A 23,676-nucleotide genomic window follows, 5' to 3' on the forward strand; every position below is an offset into this window, starting at 1 on the left:
CGGTAAAAAACGTCCGTTTTGGCTGAATGATTCTATGCTGACATTACTCAGTGTTGGTCAGGGTAGACGCACTCATGAAAGCCAGCCTCCCCCACAAACAAAAAGGTGCCGCCGCGATTGAGTTCGGCCTGGTGTTCATCATTTTTTTTGGCGTGTTCTACGGCATCGTCAGCTATAGCCTGCCGCTGCTGTTGATGCAGTCATTCAACCAGTCGACCGCCGAAGCCGTGCGCCGCAGCGTAGCGCTGGACCCGGCCACCCCCGGCTACAGCGCCGCGCTGATTGCCCGCGCCACGACGGAGCTGACCACGCAAACGGCCTGGATTGCGCCGGCCCTGAACTTCAATGTCGCCACCGACGCCAACATCACTTACGTGGGCGGGTTGCTGACAGTCCGCATCAGTTACCCCACCAATAAAATCAGCGCCGTCATCCCGTTCCTGAACCTGCCCGGGATCGGTCGGGTACCCAATCTGCCGGCCACCCTCACGGCCAGTGCGAGCCTGCAATTTTGAGTGCCGGGGACAAACTGTTCGGGCGTCTGCTGCATCGTCACCCGCCGCCCCCACCGGAGCCGCCGGAGGCACTGCAGGTGCACAGCTTCGGATTGCAGATGCAGCTCAATGCCGATGGGCGTGTCGTTCAATTGAGCGGTCCGCTGCGCCACTTGCTGGCCCAGCAAACCCCAGGCGCACAGGCACCGCACCTGCTCGATTTCCTGTTGCCCCACAGCGGCCTCGTCATCGAAGGCGCGCCGGCGCAATGGCAGGGACAAACCCTGGACCTGGACTTCTACAGTCTCAATGGTCCGCCCCTGCATTTGCGCGGCTGGGTGCAACCCTTGGCCGATGCCTGGTTGTTGCAGATGCTCGACATCGGCGACTTGTTGCTCGAGCGCCGGCAATCGCGCAACCGCGAGCAATGCCAGGTGCTGGCGCTGCAAATCGCCGAACAGTTGCGCCTGTGCAGCCTGACACGCCTGCCCGAAGTGCTGGGTGAACAACTGCAAAGCCTGGCCCAGCGCTTTCAGATCCCCTGCATTGCCCTGGCCTTGCTCGATGAGCAGGAACAGGGTTGGCAGATTCACCAGCACTACACGGCTTTCGATGCACCGCAGCTATGGCAAAACGACCAGCGCCTGGGCACGGGGCTGGACAGTTTGAGCGGCTCGACACCCCAGTACCTGACCCCGCGCGAACACCCGCGCCTGCAAGGCACGTTCGGCAATACCGATGGCTTCGCCGTGCCCTACCACGATGCGCAAGGGGTGGTCGCCTGGTTACTGTGCGGTTTCTACACGCCACAACAACGCGCCCCCGATGTCACCGAACGCGACTGGCTGCAAATCACCGCCGCGCTCGCCAGCCCCTTGCTCGAGCGCCTGCGCGAGCACCGGCATCACCTGCAACTGGAACGCCTGGAGTCGCTGCAAGCGTTGCTGGGCACAGGCTGGTGGGAAGTCTTCAGCGACAGCGAAGAGGTGCAGTTGGCACCTTCGCTGGCGACAACCCTGAACCTTGGAGCATCGCGTTTATCCGTACAGGACTGGCTCAACCAGGTGTATCCCGCCGACCGTGAAGAGCTGCGCATCCGCCTGCAGGACTTGCAGGCGTCGGGCATGCCGCTGCTGTTGTGCGTGCGCCTGTATCGTCCCGACGATGCACTCGAACCCGTCTGGTACCGCCTGCAAGGCCAGGCGCTGGGCGTGGGCAAAAACCGTCGGCTGGTGGGCTTCATGCACGACATCAGCGACATCAAGAATCAGCAGCAGAGCGCCGCCGCCGCCCATGCACGCCTGGACAATCTGATCGCCAGTTCACCGGCGGTGATTTATGTACAGCACTATGACGAAGGCGCTCTGCAACCGGTGTTCTTCAGCGACAGCCTGTTCCCGTTGCTCGGCTGGACCCTGGCCGACTGCGCACCCGGAACACTGGTGGAGCGGGTGCATCCCGACGACCGCCTGCAGTATTTCGAGCGCACACGGCTGTTGCTGCGTGAAGGCTCGGTGCGCGCCCGCTATCGGTTGCGCGACAGTCACGGTGACTATCACTGGCTGCTCGATGAAGCGAAGTTGCTGCGCGACGACCTCGGCTTGCCGGTGGAAGCCGTGGGCCTGTGGCTGGACGTCACCGAAGCGACCCTGGCGACCGAGCAGGTCAGGCAGAGTGAGGAACGCTACCGGATTCTGGTGGAAGACTCGCCGGCGATGATCTGCCGCTACCAGCCAGACCTGACCCTGACCTTCGGCAACCGCCCGCTGGCCACCTATCTGGAATTGGCGCCCGAGCAATTGCCGGGGGTGAATCTGGGCAACTGGATGTCCGGGGAACAGCGCGAGGCATTCACCCGGCGGCTGAACCAGTTGAGCCCGGAGTTTCCGGTGAGCACCGCCGAGATCAACCTGCAACTGCCCGGGCGCGAACACGCCTGGTGGGTCTGGTCCGATCGCGGGGTGTTCGACGAACAGGGCCGTTTGCTCGAGGTCCAGGCCGTGGGGCGCGACAACACCGAGGTACGACGCTCGCAGCAGCAGCTAACACAAAGCGCGAAAATGGCCACCCTCGGTGAAATGGCCACCGGCCTGGCCCATGAGATCAACCAGCCGTTGAACGTGATGCGCATGGCCATCGTCAATGTCCTCAAGCGCCTGAACAACGGCGACGTACAGGTCGATTACCTGATCGACAAGCTCAGCCGTATCGACACCCAGGTGCAACGCGCCGCGCGGGTGGTGGACCACATGCGGGTGTTCGGCCGTCGCTCGGAAATCGAGCAGCAACCGTTCAACCCGGCCCAGGCCATCGAAGGCACACTGGCGCTGTTGTCCGAAGGGATGCGTGGCAAAGGTGTCGACCTGCGCATCAGCGAGACCGGTTTTGAAGTGCTGGTGCGCGGCTACGTCGATCAGCTTGAGCAGGTGCTGATCAACCTGATGGTCAACGCCCGGGATGCATTGCTCGGCAAGCGCGAGGCCAACCCCGATTTCAAACCGTGGATTTCGGTGTACGCCGAACGGGATACACACGCGGTACGCCTGTGGGTCGAGGACAACGGCGGCGGTATCGACCCGCGTTTGCTGGAGCGGATTTTCGAGCCGTTCTTCACCACCAAACCGGTGGGTGTCGGCACCGGTCTGGGGCTCTCGGTGAGCTATGGCATCGTCGAGAACATGGGCGGAAAACTGAGCGTGCAAAACGCCACCGAGGGTGCGCGTTTCTGCATTGAACTGCCGATCGTGACGCCGGACTAGATCACCAGCGCCGCTCGTCCCGAGTGACAACTGAGGTTGGCGCCCACCTCGACTTTGTTCAGGTCGATCCCCAGGCTCGCCAGCAACGTATTGATCAGCGTATCCAGTAATGGACTGAGTACCGTATTGATCGCATTGACCAATGCAGTCGTCACCTCACTCAAAATACTGCCCAGGCCACCGACGATACTGCCCGACGGCCCATACATGTTCACGCCCAGGTTACTCACGGTGGTGCTCAGGCTGTTGACGATGTTGGTCGTGGTGTAGGCGTAGTAAAACGGTGGCTGATTGATCTCCGGCAGGTTGGTGGCCGCCGGCGCGGAATAGACGTGAGGCATGTTGGCATTCTGGGCAACCGCGGTGTTGACCATGATATCGACGCTTCCGCCAACGCCAGGCTTATGGTTGTAACAGGTTGGCGGCAAGATCAGCAGCCGCTGGCAGGTCTTCACGCCGATATCGATGACCTTCAAGGGATTGACGGTGTTGCTGGGTGGGACAGTGGGCGAGCCAAACACATCGGCAGGGTTGATCTGCCCGATCTTCAATCCGATCAGTGTGGTGGTGGTGTTGGTCGTCAGGCTTTTGTTCGTCGCACTCACACAACTGTAAGCCGTGACATAACTCCAGGCCCCGGCGGCCTCCAGCGCCACGTCGATGCGTATCGGAGGTGGCAAGAGCTTGATGTCCGGCGTGTCGCACGGCACGAGCAACGCGCAGGTCAATGAGTTGACGACGCCCACCAGGTCCAGATCAAGCAAAGCGTTCAAAGTGTTGGCCAAGGGCGCAGCGAGATCGATGACGGCGTTGACCAGAGGCGTGATGGCGTCCAGCACGGGCAGGTTGATCGACAACAATGTCTTGACCTGGGCCGTGCGTACATAGATGCGGTTGGGTCCCAAAGGGGCCAACGCCGCGTTTTTCGGATTGCCGATGGCCGACAGTTGCGGCGGCTCCATCACCTGCACCCGTGCAGTGATCTGCGCCAGGCCCGCGAGGTTGATCGGCAAAGTCGCGACCAAGGCATTTTTCTTGTTGGCCAGCTGCACAACCCCCTCAATCAGATCGAAGGCCTTGAGATTCACGGCAAGGGTCGAGATGTCGGTGCCACTTTCAACATGCAACATATTTCCCAGCACAACGGACGTCGTACCCGCTGCCACCTTCAACGCTTGCAGGCTGACAATGGTTGCGGAGGCTCCCAGTGTGCCGTTGGGGTCCAGTACGTTGATGGCGGTCTGGATCAACTGGCTGACATTGACCGTACTCCCGAGCACCTGGTCGTAGCCGCCAGCGATCAGGCCGAGGTCAACTTTCAACCGATTGAGGTAGCTGAGCAAGCTGATGTCGGTGTTGACCAAGCCGTTCCAGCCCGCCGCACTGATACTGACATTGCCGCCCAGCAACCCCCCGAATAGCAGACTGGTAATGGCCGCCTTGCTGGTATCGAAAGTCAGGGTGGCACTGCGGATCGTCAATGAAGCCACGGGGGGCGGCAGCGCAGCGACCGCCGTAGCGCTCAGCGTCAGCGTCGAGCCCGCCGGTGCACCGCCGGCCAAGGCGCCGATGCCACCGGCAATGCTCTGTTGCACGACATGGCTGGCGATAACCCGGATAGCCTCGCTTTTGCTTGGGTCTGCACCGAATACCCGAAGGTTGTTGGCATCCAGGGTCAGCGTACCGCAGGCCACTGCCAGTGCGCGTCCAGTGGAGGGAATGGCGAAACCATTTCGTTGCGCACTGGCCGTGGCATAGGTGTTCGCGGTTGATCCGGCGGAACAGTCTCCCCCCCTTGTGGCCGCCTCAAGGGCAGCCATGTCAGCCACGCGCTGCAAACTGCGTTTTTCCAGGTACAGCCTGCCGGTATCGACCACCAACAACATGAATGCCAAAGCCAAGGTCAGGGTCAAAGCGGCCATCAAGCCGATCGCCCCCCGTTGCCGGACCGGGCCGCGAAACTGCATGCGGGGAGACATGGCGCACTCCTTTGCCGGCGCACTGCCGGGCGCGACCTCCGTTGGTGAAAAGCAGTGTAGACAAGGGTGGCCAAGACTGCTGGCAACTCGCCAGCGCAGGCAATAAAAAACCCCTGTGAGGCACAGGGGTTGAGAGACTGGCTGATTCTAGGAGGCGTGCGGTGGATAGTTGGCCAATATCCGCGTGACTGTTTCCAGGATGGCATCACGACGATCCGACGGGTTCGGTGTGCGGCTCAGTATCTGTTCGTCACTGCCGCGCCACACCAGTTTGCCGTCCTTACCGTCCAGCAGGTCGATCTGGATGGTGGCGACCTTGTAGCTGACGTTGCGGGTTTCGTTATACATGGGCGCGCCGTAGTAGCCATACCACGGGTACCCCCACCCGCCGCCGTAGTTGGTGGTCACCTGCTGTTGCCGCTCTTCGACAATCAGGTAGGTCTGCACATTCAAGTCGCCCTTGGCACCCGCGGCGGCCGGGCGCAGACCGCGCTGATCCAGTTGATCGGCAACCGCCTGACGGATGCGCTGGTCGGTCAGGTCGCTCTTGATCCGTGGATCATCGGGACGATATTGCACGGCGGGTTCTTTCCACGCCCAGCTGCGATAGGCAGCAAAATCGCGGCTGGCGTCAAAATCATGATTGACCTGGTTGGCGGCGCAGGCACTGAGCAGCGCGACCATGGCCAGTAGAATGAAACGGCGGAACATGATGGTTCTCCTGCGAAATGCTTCTTATCTACAGAAGCTAACTAGGAGGATACGCCGACATCGCCTTTTCCACAGCCTCCCGTATGGCATCGGCGCGCTCGCTTTCGCTGCCCCGGTTGCCGGTTTCAGCGCTGGAGCTCCATATCGGCTGACCGCTTTTGGCGTCATACATATCCACCTGAACCACCACGACCTGTTCCTGATAGGTCCGGATGATCGGCACGGTGGCGTATGCGCCATATCCAGGGCCGTAGCCGTTGTAGCCGCCATAACCGCCGCCGTAATAGTCGTCCTGAACCTGACGCAAGCGGGTTTCCATCCGCAGGTCTGCGCTGACAAACAGGTCCGCTGGACGATTGTCGTGTAGCGGACGCAAACCCCGCTGATCCAGCGCATTGCTGACCGCTTCGGCAATCTGTGCGGAATCAGCCCAGGCCGTGCCCGGTGGCAGGTGCCCGTCGAGCCAGGCCCAACTGCGGTAGCGCCCATAGTCACGGGGTGCTGCCGGGTAGGCGCTGCGATCGAAGGTCTTGGCGGCCTGGGGCGGTGCCGGCGGCAAGGGGTTGGACGTGGCGACATAAGGATTGCTGCCCTGACAGGCCGCCAGCCCCAGGCAGAACAGCAGTACACCTGAATGACTTTTCATTGCGTGCTCCGATCAGACAGGCCGACAGATCCAGTGCAAGTAACGCCCAAGCCCGGCATAGGCTGGATGACGGCGGTGGGCCAGTTCCATTTCCAACAGGTCCACCAGCTCGGCGCGGGCCTGGAATTCCACCGGCATGTAATCGTGAAAAACCCGCACACCACTCTGGGTTTCGACCCGCCACAGACCTTCAAGTTGCGCCGCCAGTTCACGCGGATCAAGGGGCTGCTGCGGGGTCAGGCTCTGCTTTTCACCGGCCATGTCGTTCTTGCGCATCTTGCGGAAATGGCCCTTGAGCAAGTTGCGGTAGATCAGCGCATCGCGGTTGTAGAACGCCAGGGACAGCCAGCCGTCCGCCTTGGTCAATTGATGCAGCACCGGCAGGATGGCGTGGGGTTCGGCCAGCCATTCCAGCACGGCGTGGCACAGCACCAGGTCGTAGGGCTCGGTGAGCTGCCCGAGCAGTTCCTGCCAGGGTGCCTGAATGAAGGTGGCGCTCTGCCCGGCGTCGGCGAAGCGTTGGCGGGCGCCTTCGAGCATCGGTTCGGCAGGTTCGGCGAGGGTCACCTGATGGCCGCGCTGGGCCAGCCACAACGACATGTGGCCAAGGCCCGCGCCGATGTCCAGCACGCGCAGCGGGCGATCGGGCAAGGCTTCGGCCAGATCGGCCTGCAACACCGCCAGACGGATCGCACCCTTGGCACCGCCGTAGATTTTTTCGGCGAAACGGGTCGCCAGTTGATCGAAATGACGGTCGCTCATCAGCTAAACCTCCGCTCGCTGTCCGCCAGTTTGCTGCGCACCACGGCCTCCATGTCCAGGCCCAGCTCGCTGCACAACAGCAACAGATAAAGCACGATGTCACCGACTTCCTGCCCGGCATGGGCGAGTTTGTCCGCCGGCAACTGGCGTGACTGGTCTTCGGTCAGCCACTGGAAAATCTCCACCAGCTCGGACATTTCCACGCTCGCGGCCATGGCGAGGTTTTTCGGGCTGTGAAATTGCCGCCAGTCATTGCGGTCACGGATGGCGTGCAGGCGTTCGGTCAGTTCAACAAGGTTCATCGGGCTCTCCTGAAGGCGTATAGCTTCGGGGGGATGACCGAGGATGGCAAGTGACAACGGTTGAGTGCCGTGCAGGTTTTTTGTGGGAGCGGGCTTGCTCGCGAATGCGGCGGCACATCCAACATTGATGTGTCTGATCCAATGCCTTCGCGAGCAAGCCCGCTCCCACAGTTGCGGTGCAACCCTCTATGCTTGTGGGAACTCGGCAGCATGATCGACAGCCCAAGGCTCAATTCTCTTTAATCAGGACGTTCACTCCATGCAGGTAGAAGGTTTTTCCGAATGGCTCGGCCAGGTACTCGGCTCGATCATCCGCTTCATCGTTGATGGCCTCAGTGGGCTGTTCAATCTGTTGAGCAACGCCAGCAGCAATTTTGTCGAAGGCTTGTCCCAGGCGCTGGGCATGGAGACTTCGGTCGTCAGCATCCTGACCTTGATCCTCGGGCTGATCCTGCTGTGGTCGGCTATCCGCGCCTTTCTCAATGCGTCCTTCATCATGGGGATCATCTGGTTGATGCTGGGGCTTTGGCTGCTCAGCTGGATCATCCACTGACACCACCGGACACTGTGGGAGCGGGCTTGCTCGCGAAGACGGAGTGTCAGTCGAATCATTATTGACTGGACGACCGCATTCGCGAGCAAGCCCGCTCCCACAATTGATCAAGGCATGCTCTGAATGTGCCGCTACAATGCCCGCTCCCCAAGGAGCCTGCATGTCCAACCTGACCGCCGACTGGCGCGACCGCCCTACCCATCGCCGGGTCTGGGCACTCGCCGCGCCGATGATTCTTTCGAACATTTCCGTACCGTTGGTGGCACTGGTCGACAGCACCGTCATAGGTCACCTGCCCCATGCCCATCAACTTGGCGCCGTCGCGGTCGGGGCCAGTCTGTATACCTTCCTTGCCTGGGCCATGGGTTTTCTGCGCATGGGTTCCACCGGGTTCGCCGCCCAGGCGGCCGGGCGCGGGGATGGTGCGGCCTTGCGGCAGATTCTGTTGCAAGGCCTGTTGCTCGCCTTTGGCCTGGCCCTGGTCCTGGGTGCGGTGGGCGTGCCGTTGAGTACAGTGGCGCTGCACTTCATGCAACCCTCGGCGGAGCTCGATCAACTGACCCGCGAGTTTTTCCACACCCGCCTGTTCGGGCTGCCCGCGGCGCTGGCCAGTTATGCACTGGTCGGCTGGTTTCTCGGCACCCAGAATGCCCGGGCGCCGCTGGCGATTCTGCTGAGTACCAACCTGGTCAATATCGCCCTGAACCTGTGGTTCGTCCTCGGCCTCGAATGGGGCGTGGTCGGTGCCGCCCGGGCCTCGGTGATTGCCGAATGGACGGGGGCGCTGATCGGCTTGCTGATGACCCGCAAGGCCCTGCGCGCCTATCCCGGGCATATCGTCTGGGCGGCATTGGCGCTGTGGCACAGTTGGCGGCCATTGCTGGCGGTCAACCGCGACATCTTCATCCGCAGCCTGGCGCTGCAATCGGTGTTTTTCCTGATCACGGTGCAGGGCGCGCGGCTGGGCGACGCCACGGTCGCGGCCAATGCCCTGCTGCTCAACGGTTTGCTGCTGACCGCCCACGCCCTCGATGGCCTGGCCCACGCCGTGGAAGCGCTGTGCGGGCATGCCCTCGGCGCCCGCGACCGAGATGCCCTGCGACGTTCATTGGTGGTGGCGGGCGGCTGGTCGTTGCTGGCAAGCCTGGGCTTTGCCGCGCTGTTTCTGTTCGCCGGGCATTTGTTCATCGAGATGCAGACCGACATTCAAAGTGTGCGCGACACCGCGTTCATCTACCTGCCCTACCTCGCCGTGCTGCCGCTGATTGCCGTTTGGAGCTACCTGCTCGACGGCCTTTTCATCGGCGCCACCCGCGCCAGGGAAATGCGCAACGGCATGGTGCTTACCGTGGTGCTGGTGCTGCCTTTCGGCTGGGCACTGCAAGGCTTGGGCAACCATGGCCTGTGGATAACCTTTTTGTTGTTCATGCTGCTGCGCAGCCTGACCCTCGGCGTGATCGCCTGGCGCCTGCGCCGTCACGATGGCTGGTTTGCCGGCAGCACTCACTGAGCGGATCGAGCTCATGGCCAGGGGCGGTCGTTCTGCCACAGGTGGCGCAGGCTATCGAGGCGTTCCTGCTGCGTCCTGCCCGGCAATGGCTGCACGGGCACGGCGTCGGGATACTGCAAACGTAGCCATATCCAGCCATCAAGCACCGGGCGCTCGCTGAAACCCAGCGCCAGCCCTTCCTGCACATGGGCCCACAGGCGGGAGAAATCGGCACCGGTGGATCGGTTCCAGCGCCAGGCAAGTTGTTCGAGCAGGCAGGTTTGCAGTTTTCCCTGTTGCCCGGCACTGAGGCTCTCCTCGACGGCCAACGGGCTGACCGCCAACCCGGGGCTGGACAAGCGCTGCCACCCCTCACATCCCGTTGCGCGATCGGCCCAACTGCCGCCGAACCAGCGCAACTGCTGGATCGGTCCTAGCCAGCGACTCAGTTCAGCGGCATCGCAGGCATCGAAAAAATAGCTGGCCGTGATCGGGTTGTAGTAGTTCAAAAGGGCCCGGTGCAAGCCAAGCGTCACCGTGAGCATGCGCCGTAAATGCGCGAGCAACGATGCAGCGCCGACCTCGCTGACCATCAGCAATCCGGGCCAGCGTTGGCCGTCGACGATGCACAGATCGGCCAGTGCCGGGCAGGTGCGCAGATCGATCAGGAGCGGCCCCTGCTCACGCAGCGCATGCCACTCCGTACCTTCGAACAACTTGTACCACCGGGCTTGTGCAAACATCTGCCGAAGCATGACACCCGCCTGCGGCGTGCCCGGCACATCCAGCAACAACCACTGCAGGGGCGCCTCGGGCGTACGTGTGGCGATCATGCTCCAGAGCTCTGGCCAAGCTGCGTCGCCAGACGACAGGTGCACAACGCCTGTGCGCAATGATTGAAACTGCCACCGCCGGGCAGCAGGCACAGCATCAGCAGCGGCTCTGCCGAGTGCAACCATTGCTCCAGGCCCTCATCAGGGGTGCAAATGGCCTGGGGAGTGTCCGCGTTGGTCTCCTCGATCGTTGCCGGCGCATGCAGCACTCCGGTTATCTGCGGCTGGTCGGGATCACCTTCGATGAAACTCACGACCAGCTCGGTTCCTTCGCGCAATGGCGAGTATGTTTCGGCCTGCAAAGGCCCGGCCAATGGCAGCCAACAGTGACTGGGCGCTGCCCCTTCGCCCTGATAGAGCCAGTCGAATTGCACCGGTACCGGTCTTGCCGGGTCGGGGGATTGCTCATCGACCTCCACGACCCACGCCCGCTGCAGGCTGTGCATCTGTGGTTTGCTCATCGCACTGGGTGGGTCGAAGCGGGTCGGCCATTGCAGGGCACGGGCCTGGTTGTGGTACGGCGTCGCCGTATCCTGGCAGCCCCAATGTTCAACGTGGGTCACCAGCCAGAGCCGATTGCAATCGGCAACCGGATGACCGGACAGCGGCATCACCCGACCGCTGCGCAAGGTCGCCAGGTCTGTCCGGCATTCGACACTTTGCGCCGCTGTCGCAGCGCTACGCTGGCGTTCGAGCTGCCGCACTCCCGGCTGATCGCCCTCGCAGCGCAAAACCGCAGGCTCTGCGGTTCGAAAATGTTGCTGATCGTCGCTGAACACCACGCAGTGCCCCCCGACCCGGTTTTCGAAGTGGTAATGCAATCCTTCCTGGGCGCAGAGTCGCTGGACAAATTGCAGGTCCGACTCTCGATATTGCGTGCAGAAATCCCGGAGCGGGTGGTCGCCGCTCAGCGCCAGGCGTCGATCTTTACCAGTAATGCCATGCTCCTTGAGCACCTGATCGAGGATTTGCGGCACCGAACGGGCGCTGAAAATTCGTTGGCTGAAGCGCTGGGCCAGACAAGCCAGTCCTGGTCCCAGGCGCACCTGGCAGAGTCGGGGCCCCGAGGCATGATCACGCTGGACGAGTTCATGCAATTGCCCATGCACATGGTTTCCGGCTGGCCCGAAATGCAAAGAGGCCGGGCGGTACAGCAAACTGGCAAGGTCAAGCACCGGGTCATCGATCAGCAGCTCCAGGTCGAACACGAATGGCTCGCTGATGGCTTCTCTACCGGTAAAGGCCAGGACCTCAAAGGCGTCGGGCAAACCTGCAACATCCAGACGAAATGGCGGTTCGCTGACTGGATTGAACATCGGCGTTTCTCTACGGGAGGGGCGGCCGGGGATTCTCGCTGAGAGACATGGCCGAGTAGAGTGCCGAAATACAAATTAGGAAATAACCTACGCGAAAAGAAGACCAAATGCGTTGGGTAGTCGAAAAGGCAGGGAGTTTCCCGTGGAATAGGAGAATTGCCGCACCAGGTCATCTGAAATTTCCGAGGCAAAAGGAAAATTTTCAGACAACCTGATGAGCGTGGTGCTTACCTCAGGAAGACAGGTAAGACGAACGGGTCAGCCCCAGACGCAAGGCATCGAGGAACTGTGTGCGCTCGGTTGCGCTGATACGGGCACTGGCGCACTTGTCGCGGTAGTGAGTCATCAGTTCCTCCGGCGACAAGTGCACGTAACGCAGCATGTCTTCGATGGTGTCGTGGGTTTCGATACCGGCGTGGTACACGCTGCCGTCGGCGTTCTGGTAGATGTTCACCGAGTCGGTGTCACCGAACAGGTTGTGCATGTCGCCAAGAATTTCCTGGTAAGCACCGACCAGGAACACACCCAGCAAGTAGTCTTCACCTTCGTTCAGCGCGTGCACCGGCAAACTGGTTTCGATGCTCTGCTCGTCGACGTACTGGTTGATCTTGCCGTCGGAGTCACAGGTCAGGTCTTGCAGCACCGCACGACGCAGCGGCTCTTCGTCGAGGCGGTGCAGCGGGATGATCGGCAGGACCTGGTCGATGGCCCAGGTGTCCGGCAGGCTCTGGAACACCGAGAAGTTGCAGATGTACTTGTCGGCCAGTTTGTCGTTGAGCTCGTCCAGCACCTGACGGTGGGAACGCTGGCGCGCCTTCAGCGAGTTGTGCAGGCGACGGCACACCGCGAAGTAGCATTGCTCGGCCAGGGCTTTCTCGGCCAGGGTCAGCTTGCCGTCGGCGTACTGGGAGGCAACGTCACTCATGTAGTGCGTGGCGCGCCAGTAGGTTTCGGTGACCATCTCGATATCGGTCGGGCCGAGCAGGTCCACCAGCCACTGCACGGTTTCCGGCAGTGCTTCCTTGTTCTCGATCTGCGGCACGTCGTCGTTGTGCTTCTCGACGTCGGTCACCTGGATCACCAGCATGGCATGGTGCGCGGTCAGGGAGCGGCCGCTTTCGGAGAAGATGTTCGGGTGCGGCAGGCTCTGCGCATCGCAGAACTCCTTGAGCATCCCGACCACGACGCCGGCGTAATCGTCCATGTCGTAGTTGATCGAACTGGCGTTACGCGAGTGCGTGCCGTCGTAGTCCACGCCCAGGCCGCCACCGACATCGATGTGGTCCACCGGCAGGCCGAGGTTGCGCAACTCGCCGTAGTAACGGATCGCTTCCTTGAAGCCGTGCTGGTAGTCCGCCAGGTTGGCGATCTGCGAGCCCATGTGGAAGTGCAGCAGGCGGATGCCCTGGTCCAGGCCGGCCGCGCGGAAACGCTCGACCACCGACAGCAGTTGCGCCGCCGACAGGCCGAACTTGGATTTCTCGCCGCCGGTGTCTGCCCACTTGCTCGATGCCAGGGACGACAGGCGCACGCGCAGGCCGACCTGGGGCTTGACCTTGAGCGAGGTCGCTTCTTCGATCACCAGGCCGACTTCGGATTCTTTCTCGATCACGATGAACACGTTGTGGCCGAGCTTCTGGCCCATCAGCGCCAGGCGGATGAACTCACGGTCCTTGTAACCGTTGCAGACGATGGTGCCACCCTTCGGCGCCAGTGCCAGCACCGCCAGCAGTTCGGGCTTGGACCCGGCTTCCAGACCGATGGAAACGTTCTGGGTGGCGATGATGTTTTCGATCACCGCTTCCTGCTGGTTCACCTTGATCGGATACAGCGCGGTGTACTTGCTCTGGTATTCCAGACGCTCGATGTTGGCATCGAACGCGCCCGTCAGCTGACGCACGCGGTCTTGCAGAATGTCCGGGAAACGGACCAGCAACGGCAAGGACAGGCCGCTTTTGCGCAGCTGGTCGACTTGCTCGAACAGGTCGATAGGCGAACTGCTCGGACCGTTCGGACGAACTTCGACGCGACCGGCGTCATTGATCGCGAAATACCCGGCCCCCCAATGGCGAATCCCGTAAACACTGCGGCTGTCCGCAACTGTCCATTGGCTGCCATCGTCTTTGCGTGTGCGTCGTACGGACATCGAAGTCCCCTATAAAGAAGTCATAGTGCGTCGCCTGGGTTCAGGCCGGCGCAGTCTAAATAATGAAAATGACGGTTCGTCAACGAGGCAATAGACCCCGCCGACCGCAGTGAGTTTAGAAACCGGTCATGAACAGGCTCTGTGAAAACCATGTGGACGGCGCCAGACCTGAATGCCATCAGGACCGGGTCAAGCCGAGGGTGGTTTTCACAGAGGCTGCTAGCCGCCGGACTTCTTCGCCTTGAAACCGAGCTTGATCAGTTCTGCCAAGAGTAGCTCGACATGATCGCCCTGGATTTCGATGACACCGTCTTTCAACGCCCCACCGGTACCGCAACGCTTCTTCAACGTCGTGGCCAGGTCCTTGAGCGCCTCTTCAGCCAACGGCACGCCGGTGATGGTGGTCACCGTCTTGCCGCCACGGCCCTTGCTTTCGCGACGCACGCGCGCAATGCCGTCGCCGGCCGGGATAACGGTCTGTTTGCAGATGCAGGCGTCCACCGGTTTACTGCATTCCGGGCAATGACGACCTGCGTCGGTGGAAAATACCAGGCCGCCCAGGGCGGCGAAGGATGCGGCTTTTTTGGCCACCGGCAATCCTCTTCGGAGGACAAAGACTGGTCGCAGCACTTGGGAAGGCTATCGACCGCGAAGCCCCACTCAGGCAGGGGCAGCGCTACTGAAACGGTACAACCCAATTACGACCTTGTGTAGGAGCTGTCGAGTGCAACGAGGCGGCGATCTTTTGATCTTGATTAAAAGATCGCCGCCTCGTTGCACTCGACAGCTCCTACAGGAAGCAATACCGGTTCAGTTTGAAAAGGTCGCGCAGTGTAACGGCAAAAACGCCGATTGCTAAGAGCCAATCGGCGCCAATTTATAGCTGTTTTGCGACGTTGCTTTGTTGAGCCTTCAGATAGCGCTTCAACGCTGCCAGAGAGTCCGGGCAGTAAGGCTTTTGCTCGATCTCCTGCATGACCTGATCGATGGGGATAAAGCGGGCTTCGAGCACCTCTTCCGGTTGCAGGGTCAACGGGCCGTCCCACACCGCCGAGAACGCCGAGCACCACAGGCGATTGCCCGTGTCCTCGAAGAAGAAATGGTCATGGGCGGTCAGCTCCACGCCACTCACACCTAGTTCTTCTTCCAGTTCCCGGGCTGCCGATTCGGCGTAGGTTTCGGTAGCGAGCACCATGCCCCCCGCTGCCACGTCCCAGTAACCGGGATAGATCGCCTTGCTCAGGGTGCGGCGATGCACGCACAGCTCGCCAGCGGAATTGAACAACATGATGTAGGTACCGCGCCCGATCAGCCCGCGCTCGCGCAAATCGGAACGGACCAGGGCGCCCAGCAGGTTGTCCTGCTCGTCGACCCAGGCGATGTGTTCGGCATCGGAAGCCGCACGGTGTGCGGCTTCCCTGGTGTTTTCGACCATGACTCAGCCCTGATTGAGCAGTTGACGCAAATCGATCACCGCGGCGTTGGCCCGGGAAATGTAGTTGGCCATGACCAGCGAGTGGTTGGCCAATACGCCGAAGCCACTGCCGTTAAGAATCATCGGGCTCCATACCGGCTCCTGCGAGGCTTCCAGCTCACGAATGATCTGGCGCACGCTGACCGTGGCGTTTTTCTTGGCCAGCACATCGGCGAAGTCGACTTCGATGGCGCGCAACAGGTGCGACAGCGCCCAGGCCTGGCCGCGGGCTTCGTAGAACACGTTGTCGATCTGCATCCACGGTGTCTCGACGATTTCTTCGTCGACCTGCGGCACCTCGCCCGGTGCCACGACTTCGGTTTTCAATGCGGTGTTGAGCTTGACCCGCCCCACACTGGCCGACAGCCGTTGCGACAGCGAACCCAGGCGGGTACCGACATCACCCAGCCAGTTGTTCAGGTTGTCGGCACGAGCATAGAACAGCGCGCTCTTCTGGTTCGGATCGGACAGGCGCGCCTGATAGCGACTCAGGGAGTTGATGCCTTCCTGGTACTCGGACTCACTGGACGGCAGCACCCAGCTCTTGTTGTCGAAGTTGAAACGCGGCTCGGCCTTGGCCAGGTCGGCGTCTTCGGCGGACTGCGACTGCGAACGGGCGAAGTCTTTGCGCAACGCCCGGCTCAGGTCGCGGACCTGCACCAGCACGCCATATTCCCAGCTCGGCATGTTGTCCATCCACAGGCCTGGCGGGAAACGGTCGTTGGATATATAGCCGCCCGGCTTGGTCAGCAAGGTGCCGGCGACGGTCTTGAGGGTTTCCACCGTGGTGTAGCCGACGACCATCTGCTTGCCTTCTTTCTCGGCCGCCAGTTGTGCGGTTTGCTGGACCGGGAAGAGCGCCGGCTCCTGGCTCCAGTACCAGCCCAGGACACTCGCCACCAACAGGTAGATGCCCAGTAGAGTGGCCAGCGCCCGGCTGAACAACAGACCCCCCAGGTAACTGCGGGCCTCCGACTTCGGTTCAGCGGTACGTTCAGGCGCACTGCCTGTGCGGTTCTTCCAGTCCAGCATGGCGGTATCCTTTCAATCTCTTGAGTTCAACGATTCGACCACAACCATACAACAACGTGCCTTGGCCCGGCACCCGCCATTGCATCAATGGGGGAAATTACCGGGCTTGTGGATGAAAAGTATTTCTACCCACGCAACGATGCGGCGGCCGTCGAAATCCCCCTGAGGGTTTGCATTGTCCTCTCTAAGGGAATCCCTGATCCCCTGAAGCCAAAGAAAACAGCCAGATCAGCACGGGCCAAAGATCATGAATGATCAACTATCAGTCACGCGCCAATTGCCGGCCCGCGCCCACCAAGTGCCCTGAATAAAGCACTTCCCCCCCACACACCGCGACTTTAAAGGCCCGAACCAGACTACCCGGTCACAAACTGAATAAGGTCGCATTGCAGATTATTGACGTACAGCACTCGTGTAATGGGAAAGTGATGCTAGCATAGAGCCACCAGTCGACCTCAGTGTGCACCCTAACTAGTAGTCAGGATATGACCGAGCCAGAAGACCCGAGCCGCGAGCGCCTCAAGCACCACTTTGCCCAGCGGGTAATTCATCAGGCTCGTCAGATTCTTGAGATATGGCAGCGCCTGCAACGCAGCGAGTGGTCCACCGCCGACCTGTCGGAACTGAGCGAGGCCAATCTGCGCCTGCTGCGTTTCGCCGAGCGCTTCGAGCAACCGGAACACACGCAACTGGCGCGTCATATCGGTCAATCCCTGGAGGCGGTCGACGCCAACCGCGGACGCCTGAGCAGCGGCCTGATCACCGACCTCAATCGCTTGATGCAGCGCCTGTCACGCACCGGCCTGCGCCATGGCGACCAACTCGATCAAACCTTCCTGCCGCCACTGCGCAAGCCCATCTATGTGATGCTGCAGGATCACGACCGCGCCGAGCGCCTGGCCAAACAACTGGAATTCTTCGGGCTCAGCGCCCAGTCGCTGGACAGCGTAGACGCGTTTCGCTCGTCGATGGTCGAGCGCCTGCCGGCGGCGATTGTCATGGACGTGGACTTCAGCGGCCCCGGTGTCGGCCTGAAGCTGGCCGCCGAAGCCCAGGAAGGCCTGGACCATCGCTTGCCGCTGCTGTTCTTCAGCCTGCACGAAACCGACACACCAACCCGCCTCGCCGCCGTGCGTGCCGGCGGCCAGGAGTTCCTCACCGGCACCCTCGAAGCGTCGAGCCTGCTGGAGAAAATCGAAGTCCTGACCTGCGTCGCCCAATACGAACCTTATAAAGTGTTGATCATCGACGACTCCCGCGCCCAGGCCCTGCACACCGAGCGCCTGCTCAACAGTGCCGGGATCGTCACCCGGACGTTGATCGAGCCGATCCAGGCCATGGCCGAACTGGCGGACTTCCAGCCGGACCTGATCATCCTCGACATGTACATGCCGGCCTGCACCGGTACGGAACTGGCCAAGGTGATCCGTCACAACGACCGTTATGTCAGCGTGCCGATCATTTACCTGTCGGCCGAAGACGACCTGGACAAGCAACTCGACGCCATGAGCGAGGGCGGCGATGACTTCCTGACCAAACCGATCAAGCCCCGGCACCTGATCACCACTGTGCGCAACCGTGCAGCAAGGGCCCGCAACCTCAAGGCACGGATGGTCCGCGACAGCCTCACCGGCCTGTACAACCACACGCACATCCTGCAATTGCTTGAAGACTGCTCGTTCCGTGCCCGCCGCGAGAACAAGCCGCTGAGTTTTGCCATGCTCGACATCGACCACTTCAAACGGGTCAACGACAGCCACGGCCACCCCATGGGCGACCGGGTGATCAAGAGCCTGGCGCTGTTTCTCAAGCAACGCCTGCGCAAAACCGACTTCATCGGCCGCTACGGTGGCGAAGAGTTCGCCATCGTCATGCCGGACACCGATATCGAAGCGGCCTACAACGTGCTCGATGAAATCCGCCAGCGTTTTGCCGAGATTCATTACCCAGCCCAACCCCAGGACCTTTGGTGCACCTTCAGTGCCGGGGTGGTGGAGTTCTGCGAAAGCTCCGACAGCCTGATGATGGCCAGCCTGGCAGACGAGGCGCTGTACCGTGCCAAGGGCGGCGGACGCAATCGCGTACAGGCCGCTCGCACATCAAAGCAAAGTGCCACTTTTTCATCGGAATCGACCGATACAGTCATAACCCTGTAACAGAAACGCAATAACTTCAGGCGCTTACCATTTCTGCCGTTGGTAGTCCTTAATGCGCCTGAAGCTGCTGACCAATCTCAATACCCTCCTTTTGGTGGCCGTGTGCGTGGCCCTCGGCGCCACGCTGTGGTGGTCGCAAAAAGCCCTTGAGCGTCCGTATCTATTAATGGAGCGCTACCTGGGCCTGTCGCAGCAGTTTCAGCATGAAGTCGCCCGCAGCGTCGAGGATTACCTTGGCAGCGGCGATGCCCTGCGCCTGAGCAGTGCCGCCCAAGGCATCGACAGCCTGCAAAAACAACTCGGCGAATTGCCACCCGCCCTGGCCGAGACCTTGCGCCCGAGCCTGTCGACCCTTGAAGAGTTCAGCAAAACCGACCTGCTGGCAGCCGGCAAACTGGCCGGCGATCCGCAGGCACTGCTGTTGCAGGCCGAACGGGAATTGGGCGCCAGTCTCGATCAGCTCAGCCAGTACGCCAGCGGCAATGCCGCCTATCTGACACCGCTGCTCAGCGCATCGCAGCACTTGGGCAAATTGTCCCTGGCGCGGGAAAAGCTGGTCAGCAGCGGCCGCAGCGAGCTGGCCGCCGACGTCGAACGCGAAGTGACCAACATCCGCACCCAGGCAGAGAAACTCGATGCCCTGCCCTTGCTGGGCGTGACCTCCAGCAGCGAATCGAACACCGATGATTTCGCCGCGATGATGGGCCTTGAGAACAAGGAGAAAACCGTCGCCGAAGATGCCGGCGTCGGCCTCAAGCGTGAGCTCAACAGCCTGCTCACCCGCTACCCGGCCGAGCTCGCGCGCACCCGCGAGCAAATCGGCAAACGCGCTGAGCTGAGTACCGCGACTCACCTGAAAATCGCCGACGTGCAACAGGCCATTGCCGGGCTGGAGCCGGTGGTACGCGCCCAGCACGGGCAGATCCAGGGTGAAGTACGGCTGATGCAAGGCGTGATGATCGGCTTGATCCTGTTGATCGCGCTGCTGATCGACACCCTGCAGCGCAAACTGGCCCGGACCCTGACCAACCTCGCCCCGGCCCTGTCGACCTGGGCCGAAGGCGACTTCAGCCGCGACATTCAACTGGGCAACACCAACCGCGAACTGCATGACATTGAAGCCTCGCTCAACCGCCTGCGCGCTTATCTGGTGGACCTGGTGGGAACCATTCGCCTCAATGCCGAGCAAGTGGCCGGCAGTAGCCGCACCCTGGCCGACCTGAGCAACGATTTGCATGACGGGGCGGAACATCAGGCCGGCGATACGGCGCTGATCCGCGACTCCCTCAGCGAGCTGGAAGCGACCATTCAGCAAGTCGCCGGCGATGCCAGCCAGGCTGCTGACGCCAGCCGCCACGCCGGCCTGGCCGTGGAGCACGGACAGAAAGTCATCGGTCTGAGCCTCACCGGTCTGCATGCGCTGGTGGATGAAGTGCAAGGCAATGCGCAAATGATCGAACACCTGGCCGAGGAGTCGGCCACCATCGGCGGTGTGTTGACGGTGATCCGCTCGATCGCCGACCAGACCAACCTGCTGGCCTTGAACGCGGCCATCGAGGCGGCCCGGGCCGGGGAAATGGGCCGCGGCTTTGCCGTGGTGGCCGAAGAGGTGCGCTCACTGGCGCAACGTACCGCCGGGGCCACGGCAGAAATCCAGACGCTGATCGCCGGTCTGCAAACCGCCGCGCGGCAGTCGGTGGAAGGCATGCGTGCCCAGGTCGAACACGCCGAAGCCACGGCCAGCCAGGCCCAGGCCGCCGACGGCGCGCTGGATAAAATCGTCGCGGCGATCCAGACCATTTCCGACACGGCGGTGCGCATCGCCGATGTCACCGCCCAGCAAAGCGGCGCGGTCAGCGAGATTCGTGATCACAGCGAGCGGATTCATCAGCTGGGTGGGGATAACTTGCTGCGCATTGGCGAAGGGCGCGAGCAGGGGGAGAATTTGCTGGTGCTGGGTGGGCGATTGCATACGGCCGTTCAAGCCTTCCGCGTCTGACCAACCACCCTGTAGGAGCTGCCGCAGGCTGCGATCTTTTGACTTTGATTTTAAAGATCAAGATCAAAAGATCGCAGCCTGCGGCAGCTCCTACAGTGGGGGGGGGGCAGATGCGGAAGGCGGGTCGGCGTTGTAGTGCGCTCTCAGCTATCATCCCCCCAATTCCGATACGCGAGATTGTCATGCGCCGTTTGCTCTGCCTGCTGCTTTTAGTATTCGCCCTGCCGGCCAGCGCCACCGGCTTGCTGGAAAATCGTCCCAGCGCCAGCCTGGGCTCGATCAACAACAGCGCCGACTTCCTGCCCGTGCGCGAAGCCTTCCAGTTGAGCCTGGTAGAAAGCACGCCGCAATCGATCAAGCTGCGCTTCGTCGCCACTGAAGGCTATTACCTCTACCGTCACCGCTTCCAGTTTCGCGCCGATCCGGCCGACGTCGTGCTCGGTGCGGCGAAACTGCCCGATGGCCAGAAAAAGCACGACGAGTACTTCGGCGACGTCGAGGTCTACCACGGCATTCTCGACGTCGAACTACCGCGCACCGATCAGCGGGCCTTCACCCTGGCCGTGACCTATCAGGGTTGCGCCGATAAAGGCCTGTGCTACCCGCCCGAGACCGAGCGCCTGAGCATCGACGGCAGCGGCGCGGCGACGACGACAGCATCTCAATGGAGCTGGCGCGAACTGGCATTGTTTTTCCTCGCGGGCCTGGGCCTGACCTTCACACCCTGCGTGCTGCCCATGCTGCCGATCCTGTCCGGGGTGGTGCTGCGCGGCCAGGTCGGCGGCTGGCGCGGCTTCAATCTGTCACTGGCCTATGTGCTGCCGATGGCCGCGTGCTTTGCCCTGCTCGGTGCGCTGATGGGCCTGTTCGGTGCCCAGCTCAATCTGCAGGCGCGGCTGCAATCGGCCTGGGTGCTGGTGCCTTTTGCGATGTTTTTTGCGCTGTTCGCACTGGCGATGTTCGGCGTCTTCGAACTGAAACTGCCGCACGCCATCAGCAGTCGCCTGGACCGCATCGCCGGCCGCACCGAAGGCGGATCACTGTGGGGCGCCGCGGTGTTGGGCGTGGTCTCCAGCTTGCTGGTTTCACCCTGTGTTTCGGCACCACTGGCCGGCGCGTTGCTGTACATCAGCGCCAGTGGCGATGCGCTGGGCGGCGGCCTGAAACTGTTCATGCTCGGCCTCGGCATGGGGGCACCGCTGTTGCTGGTGGCCACCGGTGGCGCAGCCTGGTTGCCAAAAAGCGGTCCGTGGCTGGTCTACGTGAAAAACGCAATTGGCGTGTTGTTACTCGGCCTGGCCGTCGGCCTGCTCAGTCGCGTCCTGCCGGGTCAGGTCACCTTGCTGCTGATCGGCTTGCTGGCCGGCGGCGTCGGCTTGTTCATGGGGGCGCTGGAATTCGTCTATAAACCACCACGCAAACGCCTCGGACAGTTGCTCGGCATGTTCCTGGTGTTTTACGCGCTGGTCTGCTGGTACGGCGCGTTCAGCGGCCAGACCGACCCGTTCAACCCGATAGGCCAGCCTCGCATCGTCGACAACCGCGGCCAGGAGCAAATCTTCAGCGCCTGGCAAACCGTCAGCACGCCGGCCGATCTGGATCGCGCACTCGCCGACGCACGCTCCTCCGGCACACCGCTGCTGCTCGACTGGTATGCCGACTGGTGCATCAGTTGCAAAGTCATCGAGCGTGAGGTGCTGGAGGACCCTGTCGTCATCGAACGCCTCAAGGGTTACCGACTGATCCGCTTCGACATCACCGCCAGCAACGCAGAGCAACGCGCCCTGCTCGACCGCTACCAGTTGTTCGGCCCCCCGGCCCTGATGTTTTTCGGCAAGGACGGTGTCGAACGCGCCGATGTGCGGGTGATCGGCGAGATCAACGCCAAAGACTTCGCCGAACGTGTTGCCAGGGCGAATGACCACATTTAATCAAGCAGTCATATATTTCGCGCAAACATCGGTCATCGTGCTGCCTATTGCAGAGAACTGGACAGTCACAAAGGCTTTGCGGCATAGTCGCCGGGTTCTGACAACTGCTCACGGAAAATAAAGGAACAGCCGATGGCGACCCTACTGGTTCTGCACGGACCCAACCTGAACTTGCTCGGCACTCGTGAACCGGGCACCTACGGCGCCACGACGCTGGCGCAGATCAACCAGGACCTGGAACGCCGTGCCCGCGAAGCCGGTCACCACCTGCTGCACCTGCAAAGCAATGCCGAGTACGAATTGATCGACCGTATTCACGCTGCCCGCAGCGAAGGCGTGGACTTCATTTTGATTAACCCGGCAGCTTTTACACATACAAGTGTCGCATTACGTGACGCGCTGCTGGCGGTGAGCATCCCATTCATCGAAGTGCATTTGTCCAACGTGCACAAACGCGAACCTTTCCGCCATCACTCTTACTTCTCCGACGTAGCGGTGGGAGTGATCTGCGGCCTTGGCGCCAGCGGTTACCGACTGGCCCTGGAGGCCGCCCTGGAACAGCTTGAACAACAAGTTAACCGCCCCTGACCGACCCTTGGGAGTTGATGATTCATGGATATCCGTAAAGTTAAGAAACTGATCGAATTGCTGGAAGAGTCCGGCATCGACGAGCTCGAGATCAAGGAAGGCGAAGAGTCCGTACGCATCAGCCGTCATAGCAAGACTCCGGCTCAGCAGTACTACGCACCGGCTCCAATGCCTGCTCCGGCTGCCGCGCCTGTCGCTGCCGCCGCTCCGGCTGCCGCTGCCGCACCTGCTGCTGCCGCCGCACCAGCGCTGAACGGCACCGTTGCCCGTTCGCCGATGGTCGGTACGTTCTACCGCAAGTCTTCGCCAACCTCGCCGTCCTTCGTTGAAGTCGGCCAGACCGTGAAGAAAGGCGACACCCTGTGCATCGTTGAAGCCATGAAGATGATGAACCACATCGAAGCTGAAACCAGCGGTGTGATCGAATCCATCCTCGTCGAAGACGGCCAGCCGGTTGAGTACGACCAACCGCTGTTCACCATCGTTTGAACCGCGGAGAGCCTTTG

Annotated in this window: 20 protein-coding genes; 9 read left to right on the top strand and 11 right to left on the bottom strand. The window is 61.6% G+C overall.

The features are described 5' to 3' along the window. Positions 1-74 precede the first annotated feature (74 nt). Both C9422_RS24440 and C9422_RS24445 read left to right on the top strand, forming a co-directional pair. Positions 75-515, top strand: coding sequence for a TadE/TadG family type IV pilus assembly protein (locus C9422_RS24440; protein WP_116582433.1), 441 nt, complete (start codon positions 75-77; stop codon positions 513-515). Beyond that, positions 512-3,253, top strand: coding sequence for a PAS domain-containing sensor histidine kinase (locus C9422_RS24445; RefSeq protein ID WP_116582434.1), 2,742 nt, complete (start codon positions 512-514; stop codon positions 3,251-3,253). The genes C9422_RS24440 and C9422_RS24445 overlap by 4 nt, the downstream gene beginning before the upstream one ends. Here the strand turns inward: C9422_RS24445 and C9422_RS24450 are convergent. The 5 genes from C9422_RS24450 to C9422_RS24470 all read right to left on the bottom strand — a co-directional run bounded on the left by C9422_RS24450 (position 3,250) and on the right by C9422_RS24470 (position 7,653). Then, a complete protein-coding gene (locus C9422_RS24450; RefSeq protein ID WP_116582435.1) occupies positions 3,250-5,232 on the bottom strand; it encodes a pilus assembly protein TadG-related protein in 1,983 nt (660 codons plus the stop codon). The genes C9422_RS24445 and C9422_RS24450 overlap by 4 nt on opposite strands. Positions 5,233-5,379: 147 nt before the next feature. Continuing rightward, the gene (locus C9422_RS24455; RefSeq protein WP_102700481.1) at positions 5,380-5,943 is read right to left on the bottom strand and encodes a DUF4136 domain-containing protein; all 564 of its coding nucleotides are present in this window, start codon (positions 5,941-5,943) and stop codon (positions 5,380-5,382) included. A gap of 37 nt (positions 5,944-5,980) precedes the next feature. Continuing rightward, positions 5,981-6,589, bottom strand: coding sequence for a DUF4136 domain-containing protein (locus C9422_RS24460; RefSeq protein WP_102700480.1), 609 nt, complete (start codon positions 6,587-6,589; stop codon positions 5,981-5,983). Positions 6,590-6,601: 12 nt separating this feature from the next. Continuing rightward, positions 6,602-7,351, bottom strand: coding sequence for a methyltransferase domain-containing protein (locus C9422_RS24465; protein WP_095964778.1), 750 nt, complete (start codon positions 7,349-7,351; stop codon positions 6,602-6,604). Then, a complete protein-coding gene (locus tag C9422_RS24470) occupies positions 7,351-7,653 on the bottom strand; it encodes a MazG-like family protein (RefSeq protein ID WP_007971343.1) in 303 nt (100 codons plus the stop codon). The genes C9422_RS24465 and C9422_RS24470 overlap by 1 nt, the downstream gene beginning before the upstream one ends. 259 nt (positions 7,654-7,912) lie before the next feature. Between C9422_RS24470 and C9422_RS24475 the strand changes: the two genes are divergently transcribed. Both C9422_RS24475 and C9422_RS24480 read left to right on the top strand, forming a co-directional pair. Beyond that, positions 7,913-8,206, top strand: a complete 294-nt coding sequence (locus tag C9422_RS24475) for a hypothetical protein (RefSeq protein ID WP_116582436.1) — start codon at positions 7,913-7,915, stop codon at positions 8,204-8,206. A gap of 160 nt (positions 8,207-8,366) precedes the next feature. Beyond that, positions 8,367-9,716 (top strand): MATE family efflux transporter, encoded by a 1,350-nt coding sequence (locus tag C9422_RS24480; protein ID WP_116582437.1) that lies wholly within the window; start codon positions 8,367-8,369, stop codon positions 9,714-9,716. An 11-nt stretch (positions 9,717-9,727) separates the two neighbouring features. Here the strand turns inward: C9422_RS24480 and C9422_RS24485 are convergent, their stop codons facing one another. From C9422_RS24485 to C9422_RS24510, 6 genes are all read right to left on the bottom strand, one after another. Then, positions 9,728-10,528, bottom strand: coding sequence for a DUF4123 domain-containing protein (locus C9422_RS24485; protein WP_116582438.1), 801 nt, complete (start codon positions 10,526-10,528; stop codon positions 9,728-9,730). Beyond that, a complete protein-coding gene (locus C9422_RS24490; RefSeq protein WP_116582439.1) occupies positions 10,525-11,844 on the bottom strand; it encodes a type VI secretion system Vgr family protein in 1,320 nt (439 codons plus the stop codon). The genes C9422_RS24485 and C9422_RS24490 overlap by 4 nt, the downstream gene beginning before the upstream one ends. A gap of 232 nt (positions 11,845-12,076) precedes the next feature. Further along, positions 12,077-13,990 carry an arginine decarboxylase gene (gene speA, locus C9422_RS24495; protein WP_007971353.1) on the bottom strand — a complete coding sequence of 638 codons (1,914 nt, stop codon included), beginning with the start codon at positions 13,988-13,990 and terminating at the stop codon, positions 12,077-12,079. A 219-nt stretch (positions 13,991-14,209) separates the two neighbouring features. After that, the gene (locus C9422_RS24500) at positions 14,210-14,581 is read right to left on the bottom strand and encodes a translation initiation factor Sui1 (RefSeq protein ID WP_007971354.1); all 372 of its coding nucleotides are present in this window, start codon (positions 14,579-14,581) and stop codon (positions 14,210-14,212) included. A 286-nt stretch (positions 14,582-14,867) separates the two neighbouring features. Beyond that, positions 14,868-15,425 (bottom strand): NUDIX hydrolase, encoded by a 558-nt coding sequence (locus tag C9422_RS24505; protein ID WP_116582440.1) that lies wholly within the window; start codon positions 15,423-15,425, stop codon positions 14,868-14,870. A 3-nt stretch (positions 15,426-15,428) separates the two neighbouring features. Next, positions 15,429-16,496: a DUF2333 family protein gene (locus tag C9422_RS24510; protein WP_116582441.1), complete on the bottom strand. Its 1,068-nt coding sequence runs from the start codon at positions 16,494-16,496 to the stop codon at positions 15,429-15,431. 485 nt (positions 16,497-16,981) lie between these two features. Between C9422_RS24510 and gcbA the strand changes: the two genes are divergently transcribed. The 5 genes from gcbA (at position 16,982) to accB (ending at position 23,659) form a co-directional block, all read left to right on the top strand. After that, positions 16,982-18,652, top strand: coding sequence for a diguanylate cyclase GcbA (gcbA, locus tag C9422_RS24515; protein ID WP_104451493.1), 1,671 nt, complete (start codon positions 16,982-16,984; stop codon positions 18,650-18,652). 955 nt (positions 18,653-19,607) lie between these two features. Then, entirely contained in the window at positions 19,608-20,651 is a 1,044-nt protein-coding gene (locus tag C9422_RS33005) for a methyl-accepting chemotaxis protein (protein ID WP_371924842.1), read from the top strand. Between the two features lie 182 nt (positions 20,652-20,833). Then, positions 20,834-22,582: a protein-disulfide reductase DsbD gene (locus tag C9422_RS24530; protein ID WP_116582443.1), complete on the top strand. Its 1,749-nt coding sequence runs from the start codon at positions 20,834-20,836 to the stop codon at positions 22,580-22,582. Positions 22,583-22,714: 132 nt separating this feature from the next. Then, a complete protein-coding gene (gene aroQ, locus C9422_RS24535; protein ID WP_007971361.1) occupies positions 22,715-23,170 on the top strand; it encodes a type II 3-dehydroquinate dehydratase in 456 nt (151 codons plus the stop codon). Positions 23,171-23,194: 24 nt separating this feature from the next. Next, the gene (gene accB, locus C9422_RS24540) at positions 23,195-23,659 is read left to right on the top strand and encodes an acetyl-CoA carboxylase biotin carboxyl carrier protein (RefSeq protein WP_007971363.1); all 465 of its coding nucleotides are present in this window, start codon (positions 23,195-23,197) and stop codon (positions 23,657-23,659) included. Positions 23,660-23,676: the final 17 nt, after the last annotated feature.

Origin of the sequence: Pseudomonas sp. B1(2018) (assembly GCF_003097365.1) — a bacterium.
Classification (GTDB): domain Bacteria; phylum Pseudomonadota; class Gammaproteobacteria; order Pseudomonadales; family Pseudomonadaceae; genus Aquipseudomonas; species Aquipseudomonas laurylsulfatiphila.